17 protein-coding genes and 3 rRNA genes are annotated in these 25,569 nt (G+C 65.6%); 2 read left to right on the top strand and 18 right to left on the bottom strand.

Annotated features, from left to right (window positions below):
- Positions 1 to 66: 66 nt before the first annotated feature.
- The 14 genes from recN to LDO13_RS06455 all read right to left on the bottom strand — a co-directional run bounded on the left by recN (position 67) and on the right by LDO13_RS06455 (position 19,170).
- Positions 67 to 1,806 carry a DNA repair protein RecN gene (recN, locus tag LDO13_RS06520; RefSeq protein WP_224049204.1) on the bottom strand — a complete coding sequence of 580 codons (1,740 nt, stop codon included), beginning with the start codon at positions 1,804 to 1,806 and terminating at the stop codon, positions 67 to 69.
- Positions 1,807 to 1,809: 3 nt separating this feature from the next.
- Positions 1,810 to 2,850, bottom strand: coding sequence for an NAD kinase (locus LDO13_RS06515; RefSeq protein WP_224049203.1), 1,041 nt, complete (start codon positions 2,848 to 2,850; stop codon positions 1,810 to 1,812).
- A gap of 22 nt (positions 2,851 to 2,872) precedes the next feature.
- Positions 2,873 to 3,685, bottom strand: coding sequence for a TlyA family RNA methyltransferase (locus tag LDO13_RS06510; RefSeq protein ID WP_224049202.1), 813 nt, complete (start codon positions 3,683 to 3,685; stop codon positions 2,873 to 2,875).
- Positions 3,672 to 3,959 (bottom strand): hypothetical protein, encoded by a 288-nt coding sequence (locus tag LDO13_RS06505; RefSeq protein WP_224049201.1) that lies wholly within the window; start codon positions 3,957 to 3,959, stop codon positions 3,672 to 3,674. The genes LDO13_RS06510 and LDO13_RS06505 overlap by 14 nt, the downstream gene beginning before the upstream one ends.
- A gap of 27 nt (positions 3,960 to 3,986) precedes the next feature.
- On the bottom strand, positions 3,987 to 4,976 hold the full coding sequence (locus LDO13_RS06500; RefSeq protein ID WP_224049200.1) for an HAD-IIA family hydrolase: 990 nt from the start codon (positions 4,974 to 4,976) through the stop codon (positions 3,987 to 3,989).
- Positions 4,977 to 4,982: 6 nt separating this feature from the next.
- Positions 4,983 to 6,977, bottom strand: coding sequence for a hypothetical protein (locus LDO13_RS06495; protein WP_224049199.1), 1,995 nt, complete (start codon positions 6,975 to 6,977; stop codon positions 4,983 to 4,985).
- 419 nt (positions 6,978 to 7,396) lie between these two features.
- Positions 7,397 to 7,513 (bottom strand): 5S ribosomal RNA (gene rrf, locus LDO13_RS06490).
- Between the two features lie 204 nt (positions 7,514 to 7,717).
- Positions 7,718 to 10,855 (bottom strand): 23S ribosomal RNA (locus tag LDO13_RS06485).
- Positions 10,856 to 11,346: 491 nt separating this feature from the next.
- Positions 11,347 to 12,870, bottom strand: a 16S ribosomal RNA gene (locus LDO13_RS06480).
- The 16S, 23S and 5S rRNA genes sit together here, the layout of an rRNA operon.
- Before the next feature lie 525 nt (positions 12,871 to 13,395).
- Positions 13,396 to 14,709, bottom strand: coding sequence for a tyrosine--tRNA ligase (tyrS, locus tag LDO13_RS06475; protein WP_224049198.1), 1,314 nt, complete (start codon positions 14,707 to 14,709; stop codon positions 13,396 to 13,398).
- Positions 14,710 to 14,865: 156 nt separating this feature from the next.
- Positions 14,866 to 17,094 carry an AAA family ATPase gene (locus LDO13_RS06470; RefSeq protein WP_224049197.1) on the bottom strand — a complete coding sequence of 743 codons (2,229 nt, stop codon included), beginning with the start codon at positions 17,092 to 17,094 and terminating at the stop codon, positions 14,866 to 14,868.
- A 162-nt stretch (positions 17,095 to 17,256) separates the two neighbouring features.
- Positions 17,257 to 17,799, bottom strand: coding sequence for an adenine phosphoribosyltransferase (locus LDO13_RS06465; RefSeq protein WP_224049699.1), 543 nt, complete (start codon positions 17,797 to 17,799; stop codon positions 17,257 to 17,259).
- Between the two features lie 59 nt (positions 17,800 to 17,858).
- Positions 17,859 to 18,464 (bottom strand): hypothetical protein, encoded by a 606-nt coding sequence (locus LDO13_RS06460; protein ID WP_224049196.1) that lies wholly within the window; start codon positions 18,462 to 18,464, stop codon positions 17,859 to 17,861.
- A 64-nt stretch (positions 18,465 to 18,528) separates the two neighbouring features.
- Positions 18,529 to 19,170 (bottom strand): DNA-3-methyladenine glycosylase, encoded by a 642-nt coding sequence (locus LDO13_RS06455; protein WP_224049195.1) that lies wholly within the window; start codon positions 19,168 to 19,170, stop codon positions 18,529 to 18,531.
- A gap of 89 nt (positions 19,171 to 19,259) precedes the next feature.
- Between LDO13_RS06455 and LDO13_RS06450 the strand changes: the two genes are divergently transcribed.
- On the top strand, positions 19,260 to 20,813 hold the full coding sequence (locus LDO13_RS06450; protein ID WP_224049194.1) for an AlkA N-terminal domain-containing protein: 1,554 nt from the start codon (positions 19,260 to 19,262) through the stop codon (positions 20,811 to 20,813).
- Positions 20,810 to 21,355 carry a methylated-DNA--[protein]-cysteine S-methyltransferase gene (locus LDO13_RS06445; protein WP_224049193.1) on the top strand — a complete coding sequence of 182 codons (546 nt, stop codon included), beginning with the start codon at positions 20,810 to 20,812 and terminating at the stop codon, positions 21,353 to 21,355. Before LDO13_RS06450 ends, LDO13_RS06445 begins: the two co-directional genes overlap by 4 nt.
- A gap of 38 nt (positions 21,356 to 21,393) precedes the next feature.
- On the opposite strand, the gene LDO13_RS06440 is transcribed toward LDO13_RS06445, so the two are convergent.
- From LDO13_RS06440 to LDO13_RS06425, 4 genes are all read right to left on the bottom strand, one after another.
- A complete protein-coding gene (locus tag LDO13_RS06440) occupies positions 21,394 to 22,134 on the bottom strand; it encodes a maleylpyruvate isomerase family mycothiol-dependent enzyme (protein ID WP_224049192.1) in 741 nt (246 codons plus the stop codon).
- A gap of 38 nt (positions 22,135 to 22,172) precedes the next feature.
- Positions 22,173 to 22,703 carry a pyridoxamine 5'-phosphate oxidase family protein gene (locus LDO13_RS06435; protein ID WP_224049191.1) on the bottom strand — a complete coding sequence of 177 codons (531 nt, stop codon included), beginning with the start codon at positions 22,701 to 22,703 and terminating at the stop codon, positions 22,173 to 22,175.
- A 138-nt stretch (positions 22,704 to 22,841) separates the two neighbouring features.
- Positions 22,842 to 24,269: an argininosuccinate lyase gene (gene argH, locus LDO13_RS06430; RefSeq protein ID WP_224049190.1), complete on the bottom strand. Its 1,428-nt coding sequence runs from the start codon at positions 24,267 to 24,269 to the stop codon at positions 22,842 to 22,844.
- A 5-nt stretch (positions 24,270 to 24,274) separates the two neighbouring features.
- On the bottom strand, positions 24,275 to 25,480 hold the full coding sequence (locus LDO13_RS06425) for an argininosuccinate synthase (RefSeq protein WP_224049189.1): 1,206 nt from the start codon (positions 25,478 to 25,480) through the stop codon (positions 24,275 to 24,277).
- Between the last annotated feature and the right edge of the window lie 89 nt (positions 25,481 to 25,569).

Here is a 25,569-nt window from a genome sequence, read left to right as displayed (position 1 = left end):
GGCAAGCCGCTGTGATTGTCATCCCGGCAGCCTCCCGCCGGCGGTGGTGTGTTCAGCGCGGGGTGGTCAGGCCTGCTGCGGCAGGAGCCTGGCGTCGTCGAGCAGCTCCTGGGCGTGGGCCTGGGCGGATTCGGAATCCTCCTGGCCGGCGAGCATGCGGGCCAGCTCCCGGACGCGCTCCGCTGCGTCGAGGAGCTGGACGTCGCTGGAGGTGAAGCCGGTCGCCGTCGCCCCGTCAGCGCCGCGCACGGACGTCTTGGTGACCCTGATGTGCTGGTCGGCGAAGGCTGCCACCTGCGGCAGGTGGGTCACGACGAGGACCTGGACATGCCGGGCGAGCATCGCCAGCCTGCGGCCGATCTCGACGGCCGCGCGGCCGCCCACGCCGGCGTCGACCTCGTCGAAGACGAACGTGGGGACAGGGTCGACGGCGGCGAGCACCACCTCGATGGCGAGCATCACACGGGACAGTTCACCGCCGGACGCGCCCTTGCCCAGCGGGCGGGCCGGGGCCCCGGAGTGCGGCTGGAGCAGGAAGGAGATCTCGTCCGCGCCGTAAGGGCCGGGCGGGCCGCCGGACTCGACGTTGATCACCAGGGTGGCATCCGCCATCGCCAGGGCCTTGAGTTCCGCGCTGACGCGGGCGGAGAGGTCCTTGGCTGCCTTCTTCCGCAGCTTGCTGATGGCGGCGGCCTGTTTGTTCAGCTCCGCCTCGGCGCGGGTGACGTCGGCGTCCAGCGCCTCGATCCGGGTGGAGTCGTCCTGCAGCTCCAGGAAGCGTCTCCGGGCTTCCTCTGCCCATTCCAGCACTTCGTCGATGCTCGGAGCGTATTTGCGCACCAGCTTCGCCAGGGCAGCGCGCCGGTCCTCGATTTCGGCGAGCCGTTCCGGGCCCTCAGTGTCGAGGGCGGCCTGGTAGCTGGCGAGTTCGGTGGCGATGTCGTTGAGCAGGAAGCCCACCTCGGCCAGCCGGGCGGCCGCGGAGCCGAGCTCCTCGTCGTGTTCGGCAACGTGCTCCAGGGTGCGTTTGGCGGCGTCGACGAGAGCCGTGGCGTCGTTGCCGTCGCCGAAGTCCTCGGCAATGAGCGCCTGGTGTGCCGTGGTGGCCGCGATCCGGAGCTCCTCGACGTTGGCGAGCTTGACGGCCTCGGCCTTGAGCGTTTCGTCCTCCCCCGGCTGCGGATCGACAGCGTCGATTTCGGCCAGGGCCGCTTCGAGGGATTCGGCTTCGCGGAGGCGTTCCCGGGCCGCGCTGCGGAGCTCCTCCAGCTCGGCCTGGCTGGACTTCCAGTGCGCGTGCAGCTCCTGGTAGGAGCCGAGCGTGGCGGCGAAGCCCTCCCCCGCGAATTTGTCGAGGGCGCCGCGCTGAGCCACCGGGCTCTTGAGCCGGATCTGTTCGGACTGGCCGTGGACCACCACGAGGGTTTCGCCAATCTCGCCGAGCACGCCCACCGGGGCGGCACGTCCGCCGAGGTAGGCGCGGCTGCGTCCGTCCGCCCCCACACTGCGGGCCAGCAGGAGTTCGGCGCCGCCGTCGAACTCCTCGACCTCCGCCCCCGCTTCCCGGGCGCGCGCCACCGCGGGGTGCCCGGCGTCGAGCTTCACCGTGGCCTCCGCGGAGGCGCTCTTCGCGCCGCTGCGGACGGCGCCGGCATCGGACCGTGCGCCGAGCAGCAGCCCGACGGCGGTCACCACCATGGTCTTGCCGGCACCTGTTTCACCGGTCACGACGCTCAGGCCGGGGCCGAGGGGCAGCGTGGCGTCGGTAATGACGCCGAGGTCGCGGATTCTCAGTTCTTCAAGCATGGGTCACTTCGCAGTCGATGGATCGTTGGTCTCGCCTGGGCCCGCGGATGGCGGTCCGGCCTGCGGCGGAGACGGAAGCGGGGGCATCGGCCGGGGCGTGCGGATCACCGGCACGGGCCCGGTATGGATGGTGGCGGCCTGCGGCATGGGTCCGCGCCAGCCCTGGATGGGCAGTTCGAATTTGCGGACCAGCCGGCCGGAGAAGGGCGTCTGGTGCGTGCGGGCGAGCCGCACGGGCGTGGCGGAGCGGGTCACTTCCACGCGCGCTCCCGGCGGGAGGTCCACCGAGCGCCGGCCGTCGCACCACAGCACGCCCTGGGCGTTGGTCCGGTTCAGGATTTCCACTGCGAGCCGGGACCGGGGCGAGACCACCAGCGGTTTGGCGAAGAGCGCGTGGGCGCTGATCGGCACGATCAGCAGCGCCTCGACCTCGGGCCACACCACAGGGCCTCCGGCCGAAAACGCGTAGGCGGTGGAGCCGGTGGGGGTGGCCAGCACAACGCCGTCGCAGCCGAAGGAGGTGAGGGGGCGTTCGTCGACTTCGGTGACCACCTCGAGCATCCGTTCCCGGTTGCCCTTTTCGATCGCGGCCTCGTTGAGGGCCCAGGTGTGCCAGATTTTTTGCCCGCGGACCCAGACCTGGACGTCGATGGTCATCCGCTCTTCCACGGTGTATTCGCGGCTCGCGATCCATTCGACGGTCTGGGCGAGGTCGGCCCGCTCGCTCTCGGCGAGGAATCCGACGTGGCCGAGGTTGACGCCGAGCAGCGGCACGTCGACCTCGCGCACCAGTTCCGCCGCGCGGAGGATCGTTCCGTCACCGCCGAGCACCATCACGAGTTCGACGTCGGGCAGCATCACGTGGTCATGGAGAATCTCGACGGGCTGGTCGAGGCGTCCGAAGAAGCGGACCATGTCGCCGAGCTCGGCTTTGAGCATCACGGGAACGATGCCGGCGTCGTGGAGCCGGGCGCACGCTTCCCAGGCAGCCTTGAGGGACTCCTCGCGGCCTGTGTGGGCAAGGATGAGGACACGCCTGCTCATCGGGTTCCGCCTTCTGGTGCTTCTAGTACTTGGGCCAGATTGTTCCGAGTAACGCAGCAACGGCCGCGTCCCGCTCTTCGATCTTAGGCAGGTCTGTTCCAATCCCGCGTCTTATCCACAGGAAGTACTCGACGTTTCCGTCCTGGCCGGGCAGCGGGCTGCTGGCGAGGCCTTTCAGTTCCAGCCCGGCGTCCATGGCCGCCGCGGCGACTTTGCCCACGGCGAGGCGGCGCTCCCACTCGGAAGTGACGACGCCGGTGCGGCCCAGCCGGTCCTTGCCGATCTCGAACTGCGGCTTGACCATCAGGACCAGGTCGCCGCCCGGTTCCGTGCAGGCCGCAAGGGGTGCCAGCACGAGGGTCAGGGAGATGAAGGACAGGTCCGCCACGGTCAACGCCACCGGCCCCCCGATCTCTGCCGGGGCCATGTAGCGGACGTTGAGGCCTTCGTGGACGGAAACCCGCGGGTCGTTCCGGATCGCGGGGACCAGCTGGTCGTGTCCGACGTCGACGGCCACCACATGGTCCGCGCCGCGGCGCAGCAACACGTCGGTGAATCCTCCGGTGGACGCGCCGGCGTCAAGGCAGCGTTTGCCTGCGACCTCGACGGCGGGAAAAGCGTCCAGCGCACCGGCCAGCTTGTGCCCGGCACGGCTGACGTAGTTGTCCTCGACGGAGGCAGCTACGTCCAGGCTCGTGTCGTCGCCGACCTGGAGGGAAGCCTTCGCCAGCACTTCACCGTTGGTGCTGACTTTGCCTTCGGCGATGAGGCGTGCGGCATGGGTGCGGGACCTCGCCAGCCCGCGGCTGACGAGGGCCTGGTCAAGCCTGCTCATTCGCGGCGTCTCCCGGTGAAGTAGTGCTGACGGGTTCGTTCAGGGCGGCCAGCAGGTCGTCGTGCAGTCCGGCATAGACCTCCCCGTGCTGTTCTACCGGCAGGCCCTGCAGTCCATCGAGGCGGTCCAGCAGTGCGTCGACGGCGGAATCCCTTGGCGCGGCGTCCCCTGCGGCCCCGCCGGCCTCCGCCAGTGTCGCCGGAGTCGCCGGCCAGGTGACCCGGGCTTCTCCCCTGTCGGGATCCGGTTCGGTGTTGTGGTTCGGCTCGGTCATGGTCCCCAGTCTAGTGAAACAGGCAGTCTAGTGATCCAGCCATTCGAGGACCGGCGCCAGGGCGGTGGCCGTCTCGGGATTGGCTGTCCACCAGGCTGAACAAGCGGCCCGCCAGGCATCGAGGTCGCCCGGATCGCCGCTGACCCGGACCGTCTGCCCGTCGACGATGGCGGAGGCCTCGCCGCAGCGGTGCTGCCCGGCGTCGGACTCCATGACCGGGTAGGGGCGGTAGAGGTCCGTGAGGTCGTTGATGAGGTAGTCGGGCCGTTCCAGCGTGCGGGCGGCCAGGATCGACTCGCGCGTGTCGACGCCGGTCAGCACTGCGACCGTGGCGAATCCGGCGTTGTTGCCGCCGAGGATGTCGGTGTCCAGGCGGTCGCCGACGACGAGCGGCCGGTCGGCGGCGAGGCGTTTGGCGGCGGCGTGGAACAGGGGCGCTTCCGGCTTTCCGGCGACGAGCGGCCGCTGCCCGGTGGCCGCCGCCACGGCAGCCACCAGCGTCCCGTTGCCGGGGGCGATCCCCCGGGCCTGGGGAATCGACATGTCCGTGTTGGTGGCCACCCACAAGGCGCCGCCGGCAATGACGTAGGCGGCTTCCGCCAGGTCTTTCCACCCGAGATCCGGATGGAACCCCTGCACGACGGCGATGGGTTGCTCCGCTTCGCTCCGGACCGGCACCAGCCCCGCGAGTTCGATCTCCTGCGCTAGGGAGTCCCCGCCGGTGATCAGCACGCGGGCACCTGCCGGCAGCAGGGAAGCCAACAGCTCGCCCGCGGCCTGCGAGGAGCTGACCACTTGGTGGTCCTCCGCCGGGGCCCCCAGCTCGCGCAGGTGCTGGGCCACCTGCGCGGGTGTCCGGGAGGCGTTGTTCGTGACGTAGCCGAGGCCGACGCCGATCCCGGCGAGCCTGCGCAGGGATTCCACGGCGCCGGGTATGGCGTGCGGGCCCGCGTAGACGACGCCGTCGAGATCAGCGAGGAGGGCGTCGAAGGTCGAGATCAGCTCCGGTGCGGCCATTGCCGATCAGCCCTCGGTGCGTTCCGGATCGCGGGGGTCCGTGTCGGACTCGTGGGACTCGCCGGAGTCATCGCCGGTGAGGACCTCGGAGCGGTCCAGTGCGTCAGGTTCGACCGAGTCCTCATCGGACTCAGCGTCGTCGGACTCCCAGAAGTCGGATTCGGCGTCGTCGGATCCTTCGTCCCGGGCGTCCGCAGCAGCTTCAGTCGTTTCCGGGAGACCGGCAACTGCCTCGGCGCTGGCAGCACGCGGAGCTTGGTCCTGGTCAGCCGCGGTGGACCGCTGGGCAGACTGCTCTGAGAGGAGTCGGCGCTGCTGTGCCTCCTCGCGGGCTTCCTCTTCCTCGTCCCAGCCGAGGTCGATGATGTCGGGGTCCTCCGAGATGTCGAGGCCGAGGGCGTTCTCGGCTACGACGGCCTGGCGCTGCCATTTTTCGGCCTCGGCTGCGCGGCCAACTGCGGCGAGGGCGTCGGCGTAGGCGCGGAAGAGGCGCGGGCTGTAGGAGAAAGCCCGGTTGATGTCGAGCTGGACGATTTCCAGTTCGGAGACAGCAGCGTCGAGCTGGCCCAGGTCGGTGCGGGCACCGGCGGCCACGATGGCCAATTCCGCCTTGCCCGGCGCGTCGAGGTCCTTGGCTTCCTCGGAGCGGGCCATCTCAAGGGCGCGGTCGGGCCGGCCCAGTCCGCGTTCGCAGTCGGCCATAACGGGCAGGTGCATGTTGGAGCCGCTGATCCGCCGGTAGGTGCGGAACTCGCGGAGGGCTTCACCGTAGTGGCCGGCAGCGTAGGCGGTGAGGCCCACGGCTTCACGGACGGCGGCGAGGCGGCCACCGCGGCGGCTGGCCGCGAGGGCGTGCTGGAAGGCCAGCTCCGGTTCGTCGTCGATCAGGCGCCCGGCCATCACGAGGTGGCGGGCCACCCACTCGGCACTGTTGTCCTCGAGCGTCTTGATCTGGTGCTGCGTGGCGCGGTCCAGTTCCTTGCCCGTGACATCGTCGTCGATCTGCGGTGAACGCTCGCGGTCGGGACGGTTGGCGCTGCGCAGGTCCCTGGCGTTGGGGACGCGGACCGGGCGGTCTTCTGCCCGGTCGCGGCCGAACTGGCGGGGGCCGGAGTCGCCGCGGTCAAAGCCGCGGGCCGGACGGTCATCGCGGTCAAAGCTGCGGGCCGGACGGTCATCGCGGTCAAAGCTGCGGGCCGGACGGTCATCACGGCTGCCGAAAGGCTTGCGGTTGTCGCCACCGCTGAAGGGCTTGCGGTCACGGTCGCCGCCGAAGGACTTACGGTCGCCCTCACGCGGAGCGCGGTCACCATACGGCTTACGATCACGATCGCCGCCGCTGTACGGCTTACGATCACTCGTGCCGCCGGCACCAAAACTGCGACGTTCCCCGCCACCTTCACGCGGAGCGCGGTCACCATACGGCTTACGATCGCCGCCGCCGCTGTACGGCTTACGATCACTCGTGCCACCGGCACCAAAGCTACGACGCTCAGCGCCACCTTCACGCGGAGCGCGGTCACCATACGGCTTACGATCACGATCGCCGCCGCCGCTGTAGGGCTTACGATCACTCGTGCCACCGGCACCAAAGCTACGACGCTCAGCGCCACCTTCACGCGGAGCGCGGTCACCATACGGCTTACGATCGCCGCCGCCGCTGTACGGCTTACGATCACTCGTGCCACCGGCACCAAAGCTACGACGCTCCCCGCCACCCTCACGCGGACCACGGTCACCATACGGCTTACGATCACGATCGCCGCCGCTGTACGGCTTACGATCACCCTCACGAGCCGGGCGGTCGCCGTAGGGCTTACGGTCACGATCATTGGAGGAGCCCCGGGATCCCTCAGTGCCCCGGTCGTCGCGGGCACGGTACCCGCGGGGGTCGCCGCCGGAGTTGTTGGTGCCGCGGAAGCCGCCGCCGCCCGAATTGCGTCCGCCGCCAAAGTTGCCGCGGTCGTTTCCGCCGCGATTTCCGTCGTTGTGCTCAGCCATGCTGGATTCCTCCTGTTATGAGCTGACCACTGGCGCAATCGCAGCCGCTCTATTCCGTGTCTCGTTCCTACGCAACCCGAAATCAAGCGCTTCGAAGTCCGTACATCTCATCCAATTCTAGGCGAGTCCCCCGGCGCGCGACTAACGGCAGGGGCCCTTTCGGCCATGGCGGTGGCAAGTCTCACAGAGAGCAGCCGGGCGCAGGCGCGGCTCGGCTGGCGGGAGATCGCCGGTGCTTCCGGTGCCTGGGTGTAGTGGGTGGGCAGTTGGCGGCGCTGTTGGCGTGTGGCATTACCGTGAAGTGATGCCCCGGCGCGGCGCCGGCTGGCTGTGCCTTGGCGTGCCGCAAATTTGGTTTTGTGGGTTAAATGCGGGAGAGCCCCAACCTGGTGGTTGGGGCTCTCGACCGTGTAATGATGTTCCGGCGGTGACCTACTCTCCCACACCCTCCCGGGTGCAGTACCATCGGCGCTGTGGGTCTTAGCTTCCGGGTTCGGAATGGGACCGGGCGTTTCCCCCACGCTATGACCGCCGTAACCCTTGCTCCCGTACCGTTCCGCCCCTGGGGGTGGTGGTGGGAAATCTGTGGTTACAACTGTGGTGTTGTATTCAGTTGTTTTGGTTCTCAAGCAACGGGTTTGTTGGTTGGGAACCACATAGTGGACGCAAGCAGTCTTGTTTCTTTTTACCACCCTTGGCGGGTAAACCTCTTTTGAAGGATTGGTTTACCCAGGTGGTGTGTGGTGTAAGTTATCGGCCTATTAGTACCGGTCAGCTTCACGAGTCTTTAGTCCTCGCTTCCACATCCGGCCTATCAACCCAGTGGTCTGGCTGGGGGCCTCTCACACACAAGGTGTATGGAAATCTCATCTCGAAGCGAGCTTCCCGCTTAGATGCTTTCAGCGGTTATCCCATCCGAACGTAGCTAATCAGCGGTGCACTTGGCAGTACAACTGACACACCAGAGGTTCGTCCGTCCCGGTCCTCTCGTACTAAGGACAGCCCTTCTCAAATTTCCTGCGCGCGCAGCGGATAGGGACCGAACTGTCTCACGACGTTCTAAACCCAGCTCGCGTACCGCTTTAATGGGCGAACAGCCCAACCCTTGGGACCTACTCCAGCCCCAGGATGCGACGAGCCGACATCGAGGTGCCAAACCATGCCGTCGATATGGACTCTTGGGCAAGATCAGCCTGTTATCCCCGAGGTACCTTTTATCCGTTGAGCGACGGCCATTCCACAATGTACCGCCGGATCACTAGTCCCGACTTTCGTCCCTGCTCGAGATGTCTCTCTCACAGTCAAGCTCCCTTGTGCACTTACACTCGACACCTGATTGCCAACCAGGCTGAGGGAACCTTTGGGCGCCTCCGTTACTTTTTAGGAGGCAACCGCCCCAGTTAAACTACCCATCAGGCACTGTCCCTGACCCGGATTACGGGCCGAAGTTAGATGTCCAAAGTGACCAGAGTGGTATTTCAACGATGACTCCACCCGAACTGGCGTCCGGGCTTCAACGTCTCCCACCTATCCTACACAAGCCACTCCGAACACCAATACCAAACTATAGTAAAGGTCTCGGGGTCTTTCCGTCCTGCTGCGCGTAACGAGCATCTTTACTCGTACTGCAATTTCGCCGAGTTTATGGTTGAGACAGCGGGGAAGTCGTTACTCCATTCGTGCAGGTCGGAACTTACCCGACAAGGAATTTCGCTACCTTAGGATGGTTATAGTTACCACCGCCGTTTACTGGGGCTTAAATTCTCAGCTTCGCCTTGCGGCTAACCGGTCCTCTTAACCTTCCAGCACCGGGCAGGAGTCAGTCCGTATACATCGTCTTGCGACTTCGCACGGACCTGTGTTTTTAGTAAACAGTCGCTTCCCCCTGGTCTCTGCGGCCCCTGCACGCTCCGGACAGCAAGTGTCCATCACGATGGGGGCCCCCCTTCTCCCGAAGTTACGGGGGCATTTTGCCGAGTTCCTTAACCATAATTCTCTCGATCGCCTTAGTATTCTCTACCTGATCACCTGTGTCGGTTTGGGGTACGGGCGGCTAAAACCTCGCGTCGATGCTTTTCTCGGCAGCATAGGATCACCGAATCCCCCCCTACGGGGGTCCCATCGGGTCTCAGGCATCATGAACGGCGGATTTGCCTACCGTTCGCCCTACATCCTTAGACCGGGACAACCATCGCCCGGCTCGGCTACCTTCCTGCGTCACACCTGTTAATACGCTTGCCTCCCAGGATCAGGTCCCGCGCTCCACCAAAACCCGGGTCGCCACAAGGGCGATCGGGCAGGTTTCGGGCGGTTAGTATCCCCTGTTCAGCATGGGCGGTTTTTCGCCGGTACGGGAATATCAACCCGTTGTCCATCGACTACGCCTGTCGGCCTCGCCTTAGGTCCCGACTTACCCAGGGCAGATTAGCTTGACCCTGGAACCCTTGATCATTCGGCGGACGGGTTTCTCACCCGTCTTTCGCTACTCATGCCTGCATTCTCACTCGTGTAGGCTCCACCGCTGGTTTACACCGCGACTTCACTGCCCACACGACGCTCCCCTACCACTCCAGACGCCTGAACCAACCCCGCAAGGGGGCGGCTTAGCTAATATCTGAAATCCACAACTTCGGCGGTGTACTTGAGCCCCGCTACATTGTCGGCGCGGAATCACTTGACCAGTGAGCTATTACGCACTCTTTTAAGGATGGCTGCTTCTAAGCCAACCTCCTGGTTGTCTTCGCAACTCCACATCCTTTCCCACTTAGCACACGCTTAGGGGCCTTAGTTGGTGGTCTGGGCTGTTTCCCTCTCGACTATGAAGCTTATCCCCCACAGTCTCACTGCTGCGCTCTCACTTACCGGCATTCGGAGTTTGGCTGACGTCAGTAACCTTGTAGGGCCCATTAGCCATCCAGTAGCTCTACCTCCGGTAAGAAACACGCAACGCTGCACCTAAATGCATTTCGGGGAGAACCAGCTATCACGAAGTTTGATTGGCCTTTCACCCCTACCCACAGCTCATCCCCTCCATTTTCAACTGAAGTGGGTTCGGTCCTCCACGACGTCTTACCGTCGCTTCAACCTGGCCATGGGTAGATCACTTCGCTTCGGGTCTAGATCACGCCACTGCAACGCCCTATTCAGACTCGCTTTCGCTACGGCTTCCCCACACGGGTTAACCTCGCGACGTAACACTAACTCGCAGGCTCATTCTTCAAAAGGCACGCCGTCACAACTACAAGGTTGCTCCGACGGATTGTAAGCACACGGTTTCAGGTACTGTTTCACTCCCCTCCCGGGGTACTTTTCACCTTTCCCTCACGGTACTGGTCCGCTATCGGTCATTAGGGAGTATTTAGGCTTATCAGGTGGTCCTGACAGATTCGCACGGGATTTCTCGGGCCCCGTGCTACTTGGGATACTTCACCGGGCGGTACACAACATTTCGGTTACGGGGCTCACACCCTCTCTGGCCGGCCTTTCAAGACCGTTCACCTATGCCTGTACTACTCACCCCACTGCCCCGGCAGAGACAGAATGGGAAGTCCCACAACCCCGACCATGCAACGCCCGCCGGCTATCACACATGGAACGGTTTAGCCTGATCCGCGTTCGCTCGCCACTACTGACGGAATCACTATTGTTTTCTCTTCCTGCGGGTACTGAGATGTTTCACTTCCCCGCGTTCCCTCCACGCACCCTATGTGTTCAGATGCGGGTCACCAGGTAACTCGCGCCCCTGGCGGGGTTTCCCCATTCGGACACCCTGGGATCACAGTCCGGTTATCGACTCCCCCAGGCTTATCGCAGATTCCTACGTCCTTCTTCGGCTCCTAATGCCAAGGCATCCACCGTGTGCTCTTAAAAACTTGACCACAAAAGATCAAAAACGCTAATTTTCGAGAGAACCACGAAAACCAACCCACACACCCCAAAGGGCGCCCGGGCCAGATCCAGGTTCATATTCTTGGAAATTGCTTCTTATAAAAGATGCTCGCGTCCACTATGTAGTTCTCAAACAACAACCCCGTACCACACACCCCACACACTCACGTGCGCGCTCGGTGCAGCCAGGAAACCAGAAACACAAGTCCCGGGGTTACCCCCGGTCCTGTTGTCTCAGGACCCAACAGTGTGCCAAACACTACCCAGCGAATCATTCCGGCCGCGTTCCAGGACCACCGCACTCCCAAAGGAGGAAGCAGGGTCCGTACTTGCCGCCGGCATGTGCCGCCAGGCACCTATTTGTTGATATTCCACCCGTGAGCACCCGCCGCAGAACTAGCGTCTGCGCAACGGGCATATACTCCTGACAACCCCTCCACACCCAAATGCATGAGGCAAGGTGGTTGTAGGTGCTCCTTAGAAAGGAGGTGATCCAGCCGCACCTTCCGGTACGGCTACCTTGTTACGACTTAGTCCCAATCGCCAGTCCCACCTTCGACAGCTCCCTCCCACAAGGGGTTAGGCCACCGGCTTCGGGTGTTACCAACTTTCGTGACTTGACGGGCGGTGTGTACAAGGCCCGGGAACGTATTCACCGCAGCGTTGCTGATCTGCGATTACTAGCGACTCCGACTTCATGGGGTCGAGTTGCAGACCCCAATCCGAACTGAGACCGGCTTTTTGGGATTAGCTCCACCTCACAGTATCGCAACCCTTTGTACCGGCCATTGTAGCATGCGTGAAGCCCAAGACATAAGGGGCATGATGATTTGACGTCGTCCCCACCTTCCTCCGAGTTGACCCCGGCAGTCTCCTATGAGTCCCCGCCATAACGCGCTGGCAACATAGAACGAGGGTTGCGCTCGTTGCGGGACTTAACCCAACATCTCACGACACGAGCTGACGACAACCATGCACCACCTGTAAACCGACCGCAAGCGGGGCACCTGTTTCCAGGTGTTTCCGGTTCATGTCAAGCCTTGGTAAGGTTCTTCGCGTTGCATCGAATTAATCCGCATGCTCCGCCGCTTGTGCGGGCCCCCGTCAATTCCTTTGAGTTTTAGCCTTGCGGCCGTACTCCCCAGGCGGGGCACTTAATGCGTTAGCTACGGCGCGGAAAACGTGGAATGTCCCCCACACCTAGTGCCCAACGTTTACGGCATGGACTACCAGGGTATCTAATCCTGTTCGCTCCCCATGCTTTCGCTCCTCAGCGTCAGTTAATGCCCAGAGACCTGCCTTCGCCATCGGTGTTCCTCCTGATATCTGCGCATTTCACCGCTACACCAGGAATTCCAGTCTCCCCTACATCACTCTAGTCTGCCCGTACCCACCGCAGATCCGGAGTTGAGCCCCGGACTTTCACGGCAGACGCGACAAACCGCCTACGAGCTCTTTACGCCCAATAATTCCGGATAACGCTTGCGCCCTACGTATTACCGCGGCTGCTGGCACGTAGTTAGCCGGCGCTTCTTCTGCAGGTACCGTCACTTTCGCTTCTTCCCTACTGAAAGAGGTTTACAACCCGAAGGCCGTCATCCCTCACGCGGCGTCGCTGCATCAGGCTTTCGCCCATTGTGCAATATTCCCCACTGCTGCCTCCCGTAGGAGTCTGGGCCGTGTCTCAGTCCCAGTGTGGCCGGTCACCCTCTCAGGCCGGCTACCCGTCGTCGCCTTGGTGAGCCATTACCTCACCAACAAGCTGATAGGCCGCGAGTCCATCCAAAACCACAATAAAGCTTTCCACCCCCCACCATGCGATGAGGAGTCATATCCGGTATTAGACCCAGTTTCCCAGGCTTATCCCAGAGTTAAGGGCAGGTTACTCACGTGTTACTCACCCGTTCGCCACTAATCCCCCAGCAAGCTGGGATCATCGTTCGACTTGCATGTGTTAAGCACGCCGCCAGCGTTCATCCTGAGCCAGGATCAAACTCTCCGTTGAAGTAAAACAGACACACCATGCGCCCCCGGGAAAACGGGATGCACACAATGCACAAAATTTGAAACCAGCTGTAAAAACCAGACCATCCACGGGGTGGACAACCCGGTCAATTCAACCAATTCAATACAATAAATTGGTATCAACAAACTTGGCACACTATTGAGTTCTCAAACAACAGACACATTCGAATTACTACTCGAAACAATTCAATGTAATTGAATTCTTTTGTTTCGCTTTTCCTTCGCTGCGATATTTCAAGCTTATTTCATTCATATCCACTTTGCAAATCCGGATTTTCATCTGAATTTCACCCGGTGAAGCGAATCCGCCCAGCAGAATTGGAAGCAATCTTTCATTTCTGCACCGCCTGCTCCAGGGGAGCCGAAAGCACTAGAAGAATTGCTTCTCTATTTTTGTTGGGGTTGGCCACCACTCTTCGGTGGCGACTCAAAAAACAATACACGCTCCTCCCCGACCTTGCAACTGGATCGGGAAGGAGCGTGCAGATGACGAACAGGGGCTGGGCTACGCGGCCGTGACCTCCACCGTTGCCAGGTTCTTCTTGCCCCGGCGCAGCAGCAGGTAGCGTCCGTGCAGCAGCTGGCCGGGCTCAATGACTGCGTCCGGATCCGCTACCTTGGCGTTGTTGACGTAAGCTCCACCCTCCCCCACTGTGCGGCGGGCGGCGGACTTGCTTTCAGACAGGCCGGTTGCCACCAGCAGTTCGATGATGCCCAGGCCGCCGGCGTCCACGGTGGCTGACGGCAGCTCGGAGGTCGCAGCCTTGAGCGTGGCCTCGTCAAGGACGCTCAGGTCCCCGTTGCCGAACAGCGCAGCCGAGGCGGCGATGACCTTCTCGGTGGCTTCCACGCCGTGGACAAGGGAGGTCACTTCGTAAGCGAGCTTCCGCTGTCCTTCACGGGCGAAGGGCCGCTCGGCAACCGCGGCCTCCAAAGCCTCGATCTCGGCACGGCTCAGGAACGTGAACACCTTCAGACGTGCAGCAACATCGCTGTCCGCGGTGTTCAGCCAGAACTGGTAGAAGGCGTACGGGCTGCACATCTCCGGATCCAGCCAGATGGCGTTGCCCTCGCTCTTGCCGAACTTTGTGCCATCGGAGTTCGTGATGAGGGGCGTACCAAGCGCGTGGACGTGCTTGCCCTCGACCTTGCGGATGAGGTCGGTGCCACTGGTGAGGTTGCCCCACTGGTCCGAACCGCCAGTCTGCAGGACACAGCCGTAGTCGCGGAAAAGCTGCAGGTAGTCCATGCCCTGAAGGATCTGGTAGCTGAACTCCGTGTAGCTGATTCCCTCATCGGAGTTCAGGCGGTTGGCAACTATGTCTTTCTTGATCATGGTGCCGACCCGGAAGTGCTTGCCGATCCCGCGCAGGAAGTCTATGGCGCTCAGCGGCGCCGTCCAGTCCAGGTTGTTGACCATCCGGGCCGCGTTGTCGCCTTCGAAGCTGAGGAACCGCTGGACCTGCACCTGCAGTTTGCCGACCCATTCGGCCACAGTCTCGGGGGTGTTCAGCACGCGTTCGGCTGTCTGCCGGGGATCGCCGATCAGGCCGGTGGAGCCGCCAACCAGCCCGAGGGGTTTGTGGCCGGCCAGCTGGATCCGCCGCATCAGCAGCAACTGGACCAGGTTTCCCAGGTGCAGGCTCGCGGCGGTGGGATCGAAGCCGCAGTAATAGGTCACGGGATCGCCGGCGAGCAGCTTTTCTAGCTCCGCCTCATCCGTTGAGACGTGGACAAGGCCGCGCCATTTCAGCTCCTGCCAGACGTTGGCGAAGCTGGAATCATTCTGCAGGGAACGGAGATCATTTAGCTGGGACACGGAATCTAAGTTAGCAGGATCGGGCCACCATCAGCGCTTGTGACCCATCCGGCGGTCCGGCGCCGGCAGAGGCACGACGGCGGGACTGCCGCCGCCGTCGTCCGCTGTCCGGTGCCGGGACACCCCGGCACCGGCGGGCACGACTCAGTCGTCGATTCAGTCCTCGATGCCGGCCGGCACGCCGGCGGCGGCGATGAGCCGCAGCCGCTGGGTGGGCCGGGTCATGGCCACATACAGGTCGCCGACGCGTCCGTGCTCGTGGTTCAGCATCGCGGACGGCTCCAGCACCACGACGCCGTCGAACTCCAGTCCCTTGGCTTCGCGGGGGCTGATCACCACGATGTCCTGGACGTAGCTGCCGGCGTCCGTGCCGACACGGCGGCCGTAGACAGCGCGTAGCGCGGCGGTGGCCTCCGGGAGGAGCTCGCCGTCGGCAATGACGGCGAGCAGGCCGCCTTCCAACGACTCGAGCTCCTGCGGAAGCACCTCCACGAGCTTGTTGATGATCTGGCCGGGCTCGACCCGGTCGATGACCGGCGCCCAGCGGCCCTCGCGGACGGCCTTCGGCGCGGAAACGACAAGTCCTGCCGCGTTGGCCATCCGGGCGGCCGCTTCCGCAATCTGCGAGGGCGTGCGGTAGTTGACGGTGAGTTCCTCAAGCTGCCAACGGTCACCGAACATGGGAGCGAGGGCGCCGTGCCAGGAATTGGCCCCGGCCACCGAGCTCGTCTGCGCAATGTCGCCCACGATCGTGAAGGACTTGAGCGGGCAGCGGCGGACCAGCAGCCGCCACTGCATCGGCGAGAGTTCCTGGGCTTCGTCCACCACAATGTGCCCGAACGCCCAGCTGCGGTCCGTCGTGGCGCGCTCGGCGGCGGTGAGCCGGGCTTCGCGTTCCTGGTTCTGGTCCACGAGTTCCTCCGCGGAGATCAGGACGTCCACCCCGGCGGTTTCCATGTTGACCAGCGTCTGCTTGGCGTTCGCCAGATCGCGGGCGCGGTCGTGTTCCTGCTGGGCCAGCCCCCTGCCGGCGGCCGCGTCGAGTTCGCCGAGGAGTTCGGCGGCCTCGTCAAGCAGCGGCACGTCCGCTTCTGTCCACGGGGCATCGGCGGGCCGGAGCAGCAGTTGACGCTCGGCGGGGCTGAGCGCCGGAGTGCAGGCCTCCAGGATCGCCGGCTTGCTGAGGAGTTCACCGATGAGCTTCTCGGGTGTCATCGGCATCCAGCACAGGTTCAGGGCGATGCGGACGTCGCGGGCAGAGCGGACGTCCTCGGCGAGGTAGGAGCGGTCGGCGTTGTTGCCGATGCTGCCGGCTTCGACGAGTTCCGTCATCTGCTCGGTCAGCTCGCGCAGCAGGATCTTGACGAACGAGATGCGTGCCTCGTTGTGCGGTTTGTTGGTTGAGCGGGCCCGGTCCCTGGCGCGGCGGACCTGCCGGGGTGTCAGGACAAGTTTGCGCCCGTCCACTTCGAGGATGCGGTTTGCCGCCGGAATGCGCTGCCGGTTGGCGACCGCGTTCGCCACGACCTCGGCCATGTCCAGCCGGCCCTTGATCGCGGCGACCTCGGCTTCAGGCTCGGCAACCGCGTGGATGCCGGGCATCAGCCGCCCGACACTCGCCATCACGACGCCGGTTTCGCCCAGCGACGGCAGGACGCGCTCGATGTACTTCATGAACGACGACGACGGTCCCACCAGCAGGACGCCGGCGGTCTTGAGCCGGTCCCGGTGGGTGTAGAGCAGGTAGGCGGCGCGGTGCAGCGCCACTGCGGTCTTTCCGGTACCGGGACCGCCCTGGACCACGAGGGCGCCGGAGATCGAGGACCGGATGATCCGGTCCTGTTCGGACTGGATGGTCCCCACGATGTCGGACATCCGCCCGGTCCGCTTGGAATTGAGGGCCGCCAGCAAGGCTCCCTCGCCCTGGAGTGAGTCGTTGTCGGCCAGCAGGTCGGCGTCGAGGACGTCGTCTTCGATGGCCTTGACCTCGCGTCCCTGCAAGATGAGGTGGCGGCGGCGGCGCACGCCCTGCCGGTCGAAAGCGGTGGCCTGATAGAAGTGGCCGGCTTCCGGGGCGCGCCAGTCCAGCATGAGGCGCTGGAGGTCGTCGGTGGTCAGGCCGATGCGGCCGATGTACTGGGCCTCACCGGAGTCCAGGTCAAGGCGGCCGAACACCAGCCGGTCGTCGACGGCGTCGAGCTGCGCCAGGCGGTCCTCGTACAGCGCTGCGAAGGCGTCCCGCTCAGAGACGTTCTGCATGGTGCCCACTGCACCGGCACGCCGGACCTGGGCCAGCTGGGCGCGCTTTTCCGCCCGCAGCTCATCCAGCCGGGCATAAAGTCCGGCCACATAGTCGCGTTCATGGGCCAAATCAGCGTCGTGCATCGAACGTTCCCCTATCGAAAAAGACGGACCAACCATTCTACAACCATTTCGGCCTGCAAATCGGAACATGTCAGTTTTTTGCAGGCATTCTACCGGGGCGCTCGGAATCGTCCATTGTTTCGGGCGGGGACGTTTCGGCTGCCGGCCGCGGGCGGGAGGGAACTACAGGCGCAGCAGGGAGGTGACCCGGTGGCTGCCGAGGACCGAGCGGCCGCCGAGTCCGTCGAGTTCCATGACCACGCCCACACCGGCAACCTCCACACCGCAGCGTTCGAACAGGCGGACGGCGGCGCCGAGCGTGCCGCCCGTGGCGAGGACGTCGTCGAGGATCAGCACCCGGCTGCCGGGCGCCAGATCCGTGGTGTGCAGCTCCAGAGTGGCGTTGCCGTACTCGAGGGCGTAGTCCTCGGACACCACTTTCCGCGGCAGCTTGCCGGCTTTGCGGACGGTGATAACGCCGGTGTCCGTGGCATAGGCTGCGGCCGCAGCCAGCAGGAAGCCGCGGGCTTCCACCCCGGCGACGGCGTCGAACTGGCCCTTGAACGGCTCGACCAGCGCGTTCACGACGGCCTTCAGCGCGGCGCCGTCGGCGAAGACCGGGGTCAGGTCCTTGAAGACGATGCCGGGCTTGGGGTAATCGGGGATGGTGGCGCACAGGCTGCTGATCAGCTCGCCCACCGGTCCGGTGGTCTCAGTCGGGGTCATCGTGGTCTGGTGGCGCTCGCTTGGATTCACCCATCAACCTTACTGGCTGGCACCAAACCCTACAGATCGGGTTCTTCGGTTCCCGCAGCGTCGACCGGGGCGGCCGGGGAGCGCAAGAGCCCGTTGGCGAGGCCGTAGCTGACGACGTCGAGTGCCTTTCTGAGCGCGTGCTCGGAGTCGAACCTGCGGGCCGCCGCCGCACTGAGCCGCTGGTAGTCGTTCGCCCATTCGGAGCGGTGGAACCTGTCGGCGTCGCCGTGCAGGAGCCGTCCGTAGAGAACATCCTCAAACGTGTCGTCCCCGTCATCCGGGCCAGGTCCTGGAATGTCGTGCTGCCGGCCCTGCACCATCTCGGCCGTGAAGAGTGCGGCCACAGCGTCCGCCCCCTCCGCGAGCCCGGTGTCTGCCGCGTAGTTGCAGAGGCGGAGGGCCCGCACCACCAGTTTGAGCGACACGTGTTCATCCCGGACGATGAACTTGCGCAGCAGCGCCGCGCGGAAGAGCTCCACCCACTGCCTGCGTTGCCCCTCTATGGAGTCCGCCGGCACAGGCCCGCCCGCCGGCTCGAACAGCCCGACCATGCGGAAGTATTCGGCGGCCAGCTGCTCAAAGATCTCGAGCCGTTCAAGCTCGTTGCGCGGTTTCCCGCGCTTGCCCTCACCCATAAGACCCCATCTTGCCTCCGCCGTCGCTCCTTGGGTATCACCAGGGATCGCCGCGTCCGGGCGGCTAGGCCAGGCGAACTTTCGCGGCCTTGTACCGGGAGACGGTCGGGTCGCCGCTCAGCCAGAAACGCCAGGGGTAATTGTGGGTGCCACCGGCGCCGGAGACGCCGACGCGCGGCCCCGAGCTGACGTCCGCCGCCAGTGCGCCCGGAAGTTCCAGCCGGAACGGTGCCTGGAGGGCGTCGCGGCCGCTGTCCGCCGTCGTGATGCCCAGCGCCGTGGCGAGCCGGGCCGGGCCGCTCGCCAGGTCCTTGGAGGATTTCGACGTCGGCCGGCGGGCAAGTGCCAGATCCTCCCCGGCCACAATCTCGCCGGCCCGCAGCAGGACCGCGGACGCCACGCCGTCCGGCCCGCACACGATGTTGGCGCAGTGGTGCATGCCGTAGGTGAAGTAGACGTAGAGGTGGCCGGCCGGCCCGAACATCACTGCGTTGCGGGCGGTGGCGCCGCGGAACGTATGTGAGCCTGGGTCCGGGTGCAGCGAGTCGTGCGGGCCCAGGTAGGCCTCCACCTCCGTGATCCGCACAGACACCAGGCCGTCGCGCCCCGCATGGGTCAGCACGGCACCAAGCAGCCGCGGTGCCACGTCCCGGGCGTCCTGGGACAGGAGCTCCCGCAGTTCGTCGGCAGGCGGCGGCTCACTCATGCTCCGACTTTAACAAACGGCCCGCACTCCTTCACGGCCGTGTCCGATTTCCGCTAGCAGCAGGTCCGGGAAGCTGGCAGGATGAACCCATGGACTTCTGGCAGCGCTACCGGGCAATCGACGCCCGGGACACCCGGTTCGACGGGCAGTTCTACACCGCTGTCCGCACCACGGGCATCTATTGCCGGCCTTCCTGCCCGGCCCGGACCCCCAAAGCGGGGAACGTCACCTTCTACGAAACGTCCGCAGCCGCGCACGACGCCGGCTACCGGGCCTGCAAGCGCTGCCTGCCCGAGGCGGTCCCCGGCACTCCAGCCTGGAACCTGCGCTCGGACATCGCCGGACGTGCCATGCGGCTCATCAACGACGGCGTCATCAACCGCGACGGCGTGGAAGGTCTCGCTGCCCGGCTGGGCTACTCCTCACGGCAGCTCAACCGCATCCTGAGCCACGAACTCGGCGCGGGACCGCTGTCGCTGGCAAGGGCAAGCCGGGCCCAGACCGCCCGCACCCTGCTGGTGTCCACCACCATGAAGGTGGCCGACATCGCGTTCGCGGCCGGTTTCAGCAGCGTGCGCCAGTTCAACGAGACCATCGGCGAGGTCTTCGCGATGACGCCCTCGGCACTCCGGGCCACGGCCCGGCACCATCGGGCGCCGTCGCAGGCCGCCGTGACGTCAACGGCACTGACGCTCAACCTTCCCTACCGTGAGCCATTCGACCCGGGGATCTTCGACTTCCTCGCCGTCCGAGCCATCCCGGGCATCGAGGAGGGATCGTCCACGTCCTACGCCCGCACCCTGCGGCTGGCCCACGGCGATGCGCGCTTCCAGGTGGACTACGACGCCGGAGCCCCCGGCCGTCCGCTCGTGCTGACCATCGGCGCCGTCGACCTGCGGGACCTGCCCTCCCTGCTCAGCCGGGTCCGCCGGCTGCTGGACCTCGACGCCGATCCCGTCGCCATCGACGGCGCACTGGGGTCCGATCTTCGGCTGGCCGCCAGGGTCGCCGCCACCCCGGGCATCCGGATGCCGGGCGCTGTCGACCCGCAGGAGCTGCTTGTCCGCGCGATGATCGGGCAGCAGATCACCGTCGCCGCCGCCCGGACCGCCCTCATCCAGCTGTCCGCGGCCGGGAGCGAGTGCCTGGTTCCGGCCGACGGACTGCACCGGCTGTTCCCCACAGCAGCGCAGATCGCGGAGACCGGCTTCGAACTCCTCCGCGGCCCGCAGCGCCGCATCGACTCGGTCCGGGGTGCTGCCGCGGCGATGGCATCGGGCGAGCTGGATTTCGGCTACGGCGATGACCTGCCGGGGCTCGAATCAAAACTGCTGCCCCTCACCGGCGTCGGGCCGTGGACGGTGGGCTATGTGGCGATGCGCGTGATCGGCGCTCCCGATGTCTTCCTGGCCAACGACGCCGCCGTGCGCAACGGCATCCGGTCCCTCGCGGCCGCCAGCGCCGTCGCCGATCTGGCCGGTCGAACAGATGCCGCCCCGGCCCACGAACCGACGCTGAGCCCTGACTTCCGTGAGCTCAGTCCCTGGCGCTCGTATGCCACCATGCACCTCTGGCGCGCCGCGGCAGCAGCGCAGTCCGCCGCCCGGACCAAGCCACAAGCCCCGAAGAAAGCGACTCCATGAAAGCCCAACTGTTGACCATGTCCACCCCGGATGGCCCGTTCACCATCATTGCCCGGGACGGGGTTGTGCTTGCCTCCGGCTGGACCGCGCTTCCCGGCGAGCTGACCGGGCAGATCCACGCGGACCTGCTGCCGGGCGAGTTCGAGACCGTGACCGGTCTTGGCTCCATCTCTGAGGCCGTGGACGGGTTCTATGCCGGCGATCCGGGGCCGGCTATGGACGTGCCCGTGCTGCAGAAGTCCGGTCCGTTCAGGGGCCATGCCTGGGACATGCTCCGGACCGTTCCGCCGGGACACCCCGTGACCTACACCGAGTACGCCGCCTTGTCCGGAAACGTAAAAGCCGTCCGCGCGGCAGCCAGTGCCTGCGCCTTCAACGCGGCAGCACTGTTCGTGCCCTGCCACCGGGTGATCCGCACCGACGGAAGCCTGGGCGGCTTCCGCTGGGGACTCGCGATCAAGGAAAGCCTCCTGGCGCGGGAACGCGAGGAGGCGCTGCTGGAAACCGCGCCGACGTCGGGCTTGGCGCTCATACTGCACTAACAGCACCGGCGCGGAGGACACGACCCCGGGCGGACGTGTCAGCGGGTGACGGGCACTCCGGCGGGCCACGGCAGCAGCTCAGGGAGGTCAACGCCGTCGGCCGCCGCGGTTGCGCGCAGGCTGCCAAGGGTCGGAGTGCGTCCGGCGAGCCAGGCCGCGATATCGGTCAGCATCCCGTTGATGGCCGTCGACCGGCCGCCAGGGGTTCCGATGGCCACGCCCGGAAGGCCAAGCGGCTGGAGCACGAACCGCTGTCCCTCCGGCACGCGTGCGGCAAGGAAATCGAACAGATGCTCGCAGAACGGCCGGCTCCACGTTTCCGGTCCGCGGCCCGTCCCGAGGTCGGTGGCATGGATGACGAGCTCGCGCCAGAGCGCCAGGCCGCCGTCCTTGACGACTCCCCCGCGGTAGCTGATGGGCGCCCGCCAGGCGGCGTCGTCCAGCGTTTCGAAGGCGTGCAGGGCACGTGCCAGTGCGGCGTCCAGGTCGGCCCGGTGTTCGGCGAGGGTGTGCCCGGCGGCCATCTCGATGGCGCGGGTCCGGCCCTCGTAGCCTCCGTCGTAGAGCTCGATGCTTTCACCTTGGGCCGCGAATTCCAGCTGGCGGGCCATCGCGTTGGCGATGCCGCAGACGTGGGCCAGCACATGGCCGCGGGTCCAGCCCGGCAATTCCGAGGGTGCCCTGACGTCCTCTTCGCTCAGTTTGGCGGTGATTCCGGTCACGACGCCGGCAGCGCGGCGGAGTTCTTCCAGGAGGTTTTCCGGGGTGATTGCGGTCATGGCGATCATCCTAGCCGAGGGCACTGGATAAATCAGGATTAACTGAAGGACTCCTGGCCGTACCGGTGGCGGATGTGCCGGCGGTCGTGCCGGGCCTGCCAGAACTCGATTTCGCGGGGCCGGACGGCGTACAGCTGCCAACTGGGATTCCCGCTGCCGTCCGCACCGGGCCGGGCGTGCCAGTCGGCGGCCGATGCCTCCGGGGACAGCTCCACCACGTCGCCGGCGACGCGCACCTGGCGGCCCTGCTGCTGCCAGAAGAAGTTCAGCGCCGCGTGCGGATTGACCGCGAGTTCCTGGCCCTTGCGGGATTCCCGGGACGTTGCGAACTGCCAGCCGTCGGCGTCGATGTCCTTCAGGATCAGCATCCGCGACGACGGCCGGCCCTGCTCGTCGGCTGTGGCCAGGCTGCAGGCGTTGGGCTGCGGCACCCCGGCCGCCAGCGCCTCGTCGAGCCACAGCCGGAAGAGTTCGGCCGGATCAGCGGGGGCTTGGTCCGGGTCGAAGTCCGGCAGCTCGTCCGGGAAATCGGGCAGTGCACGCAGGAGTTGGCGGAAGGATTCGCTCATGCCGTAATGCTACCGAGCACTGTTCGGCGGCCAGCGCCCAACGCTCCCTCACCTTTTGCAGGAAATCCGCCGACGCTCCTGCAACGGGTGCAGGAGCGTCGGCGGAATCGGCGCCAGAACTGAGGGAGCGTCTGGGTGCTAGCCCGCGTACTCCCGGACGCCGGCGAGCTCGCCTTCTAGTGCCAGCAGCTGGCGTTCGACGGCGGCCGGCGCCGTGCCGCCCTGGGAGTTCCGGCTGTTGAGCGATCCCTCGGTGGACAGGACCGTGCGGACCTCCGGCGTCAGGTGCTCCGAGATGGCGGCGTATTCCTCGTCCGTCAGGTCCCAGAGCTCGACGCCGCGGCTTTCGGCCTGCTTGACGGCGGCGCCCGAGAGTTCATGCGCCTCGCGGAACGGCACGCCCTGGCGGACCAGCCATTCGGCGATGTCCGTGGCCAGCGCGAAGCCCTGTGGTGCCAGGGATTCCATCCGTTCGGTGTTGAACGTCAGCGTCGCAATCATGCCGGAGACTGCCGGAAGCAGGACTTCTAGGGTGTCGGCGGCGTCGAAGACCGGTTCCTTGTCCTCCTGCAGGTCGCGGTTGTACGCGAGCGGCAGGCCCTTCAGCGTGGCCAGGAGCCCGGTCAGGTTGCCGATCAGCCGGCCGGCTTTTCCGCGGGCCAATTCCGCCACGTCCGGGTTCTTCTTCTGCGGCATGATCGAGGAGCCGGTGGAGTAGGAATCGTGCAGGGTGACGAAGGAGAACTCCTTGGTGGCCCACAGGATGACTTCCTCCGACACGCGGGAGAGGTCCACTCCGATCATGGCGGTGATCCACGCGAACTCGGCGAAGACGTCGCGGGAGGCGGTGCCGTCGATCGAGTTGTGCGTGGCGGAGTAGAAGCCCAGGTCCGCGGCGACGGCCTCCGGGTCCAGGCCCAGCGAGGAGCCCGCGAGGGCGCCCGAGCCGTACGGCGAAACGCCCGCACGCTTGTCCCAGTCCGCCAGCCGCTGCACGTCGCGCAGCAGGGCCCAGGCGTGGGCCAGCAGGTGGTGGCTGAGCAGGACAGGCTGGGCGTGCTGGAGGTGGGTGCGGCCGGGCATGGCCACGCCCTGGTGCGCCTTGGCCTGGTCCACGAGGGCATCGATCGTGGCGAGCACACCGCGGGCGATGATCCGGGCATGGTCGCGCAGGAACATCCGTCCCAGCGTGGCCACCTGGTCGTTGCGGGACCGGCCGGCGCGGAGCTTGCCGCCGAGCTGGGTGCCGGCGCGCTCGATCAGGCCGCGTTCCAGCGAACCGTGCACGTCCTCGTCCGACTCCGCCGGCAGGTACGCGCCGGAGGCGACGTCCTCGTCCAGCCGGGTTAGGGCGGCAAGCATGCCCTCGAGCTCGTCGTCGTCCAGCAGCCCGGCCTTGTGCAGGACGCGGGCGTGCGCCTTTGATCCGGCGATGTCGTAGCGGGCCAGCCGCCAGTCGAAGTGCGTGGACTTGCTCAGCGCGGCGAGGGCGTCCGCGGGGCCGCCGGCGAACCGGCCGCCCCACAGCGCGCCCGTGTTTGTGGCCTCGGTCTTTTGCTCAGCCACAGGGGCTACTTTCCGGCGACGCGGATGTCACGGCCGGAGGCAACCTTGGCGGACATGCCCCACAGCTCGATGAAGCCGCGGGCCATCGACTGGTCGAAGGTGTCGCCGGTGTCGTAGGTGGCCAGGTCGAAGTCGTAGAGCGAGGTCTCGGAGCGGCGTCCGTTGACGATCGCCTGGCCGCCGTGCAGCACCATGCGGATGTCGCCGGTGACGTAGCGCTGGGTGTCCAGGATGAAGGCGTCCAGGGAGCGCTTGAGCGGGGAGAACCACTGTCCGTCGTAGACCAGCTCGGCCCAGCGCTGGCCGACGGTGGCCTTGAAGCGGGCCTGCTCGCGTTCGATCGTGATGTCCTCGAGGTGCTTGTGCGCGGTGATCAGCGCCATGGCACCGGGGGCCTCGTAGATTTCGCGGGACTTGATGCCGACGAGGCGGTCCTCGACGACGTCGATCCGGCCGACGCCCTGCGCGCCGGCGCGGCGGTTGAGTTCCTTGATGGCCTGCAGCGGGGTGACCTTGACGCCGTCGATCGCCACCGGGATGCCGGCTTCGAAGGAAATGGTGACCTCATCCGGGGCCGGCGGGAACTCCGGGGTGGCGGTGTAGTCGTAAATGTCCTTGGTGGGGGCGTTCCAGATGTCCTCGAGGTAACCGGTTTCGACTGCGCGGCCCCAGACGTTCTGGTCGATCGAGTAGGGGTTCTTTTTGGTGGTCTCGATCGGCAGTCCCTTTTCCTCGGCGAAGGCGATGGCCTTGTCGCGGGTCAGGGCGAGGTCGCGGACCGGGGCGATGCATTTCAGGTCCGGGCCGAGGGTCTGGATGCCGACCTCGAAGCGGACCTGGTCGTTGCCCTTGCCGGTGCAGCCGTGGGCGACGGTGGTGGCGCCGAACTCGCGGGCGGCCTTGACGAGGTGCTTGACGATCACCGGGCGGGAGATCGCGGAGACCAGCGGGTAGTGGCCCTGATAGAGGGCGTTGGCCTGCAGCGTGGGCATGCAGTATTCGTTGGCGAACTCGTCGGACGCGTCCGCCACGTAGGCTTCGACGGCGCCGCAGCCCAGGGCACGCTGGCGGATCGTCTCCAGGGACTCGCCGCCCTGTCCGACGTCGACCGCCACGGCGATAACTTCGGCGCCGGTTGCTTCGCCGATCCAGCCGATGGCTACGGAAGTATCCAGGCCACCGGAGTAGGCCAGCACAATACGCTCAGTCACTTCAAATGCTCCTTAGTTGTTTGGGGAAATGTCGGGGGAAAACTTGTCTGCTGAAAGCCTGTCACATCCCGGTGGCAGGCCCAATCCTC

Origin of the sequence: Arthrobacter sp. NicSoilB4, assembly GCF_019977335.1 — a bacterium.
In the GTDB taxonomy this organism is placed as follows: domain Bacteria; phylum Actinomycetota; class Actinomycetes; order Actinomycetales; family Micrococcaceae; genus Arthrobacter.
The sequence above is the reverse complement of the archived record's forward strand: the minus strand, read 5'-3'. Positions and strand labels throughout refer to the sequence as shown.

Coding starts and splice junctions, on each gene's coding strand:
- LDO13_RS06455 (WP_224049195.1), bottom strand. CDS start 19,170: ATGAGTGAGCCGCCGCCTGCCGACGAACTGCGGGAGCTCCTGTCCCAG.
- LDO13_RS06470 (WP_224049197.1), bottom strand. CDS start 17,094: ATGCACGACGCTGATTTGGCCCATGAACGCGACTATGTGGCCGGACTT.
- LDO13_RS06440 (WP_224049192.1), bottom strand. CDS start 22,134: ATGACCGCAATCACCCCGGAAAACCTCCTGGAAGAACTCCGCCGCGCT.
- LDO13_RS06460 (WP_224049196.1), bottom strand. CDS start 18,464: ATGGGTGAGGGCAAGCGCGGGAAACCGCGCAACGAGCTTGAACGGCTC.
- LDO13_RS06505 (WP_224049201.1), bottom strand. CDS start 3,959: ATGACCGAGCCGAACCACAACACCGAACCGGATCCCGACAGGGGAGAA.
- recN (WP_224049204.1), bottom strand. CDS start 1,806: ATGCTTGAAGAACTGAGAATCCGCGACCTCGGCGTCATTACCGACGCC.
- LDO13_RS06495 (WP_224049199.1), bottom strand. CDS start 6,977: ATGGCTGAGCACAACGACGGAAATCGCGGCGGAAACGACCGCGGCAAC.
- LDO13_RS06450 (WP_224049194.1), top strand. CDS start 19,260: ATGGACTTCTGGCAGCGCTACCGGGCAATCGACGCCCGGGACACCCGG.
- LDO13_RS06515 (WP_224049203.1), bottom strand. CDS start 2,850: ATGAGCAGGCGTGTCCTCATCCTTGCCCACACAGGCCGCGAGGAGTCC.
- LDO13_RS06465 (WP_224049699.1), bottom strand. CDS start 17,799: ATGACCCCGACTGAGACCACCGGACCGGTGGGCGAGCTGATCAGCAGC.
- LDO13_RS06445 (WP_224049193.1), top strand. CDS start 20,810: ATGAAAGCCCAACTGTTGACCATGTCCACCCCGGATGGCCCGTTCACC.
- LDO13_RS06510 (WP_224049202.1), bottom strand. CDS start 3,685: ATGAGCAGGCTTGACCAGGCCCTCGTCAGCCGCGGGCTGGCGAGGTCC.
- LDO13_RS06435 (WP_224049191.1), bottom strand. CDS start 22,703: ATGAGCGAATCCTTCCGCCAACTCCTGCGTGCACTGCCCGATTTCCCG.
- LDO13_RS06500 (WP_224049200.1), bottom strand. CDS start 4,976: ATGGCCGCACCGGAGCTGATCTCGACCTTCGACGCCCTCCTCGCTGAT.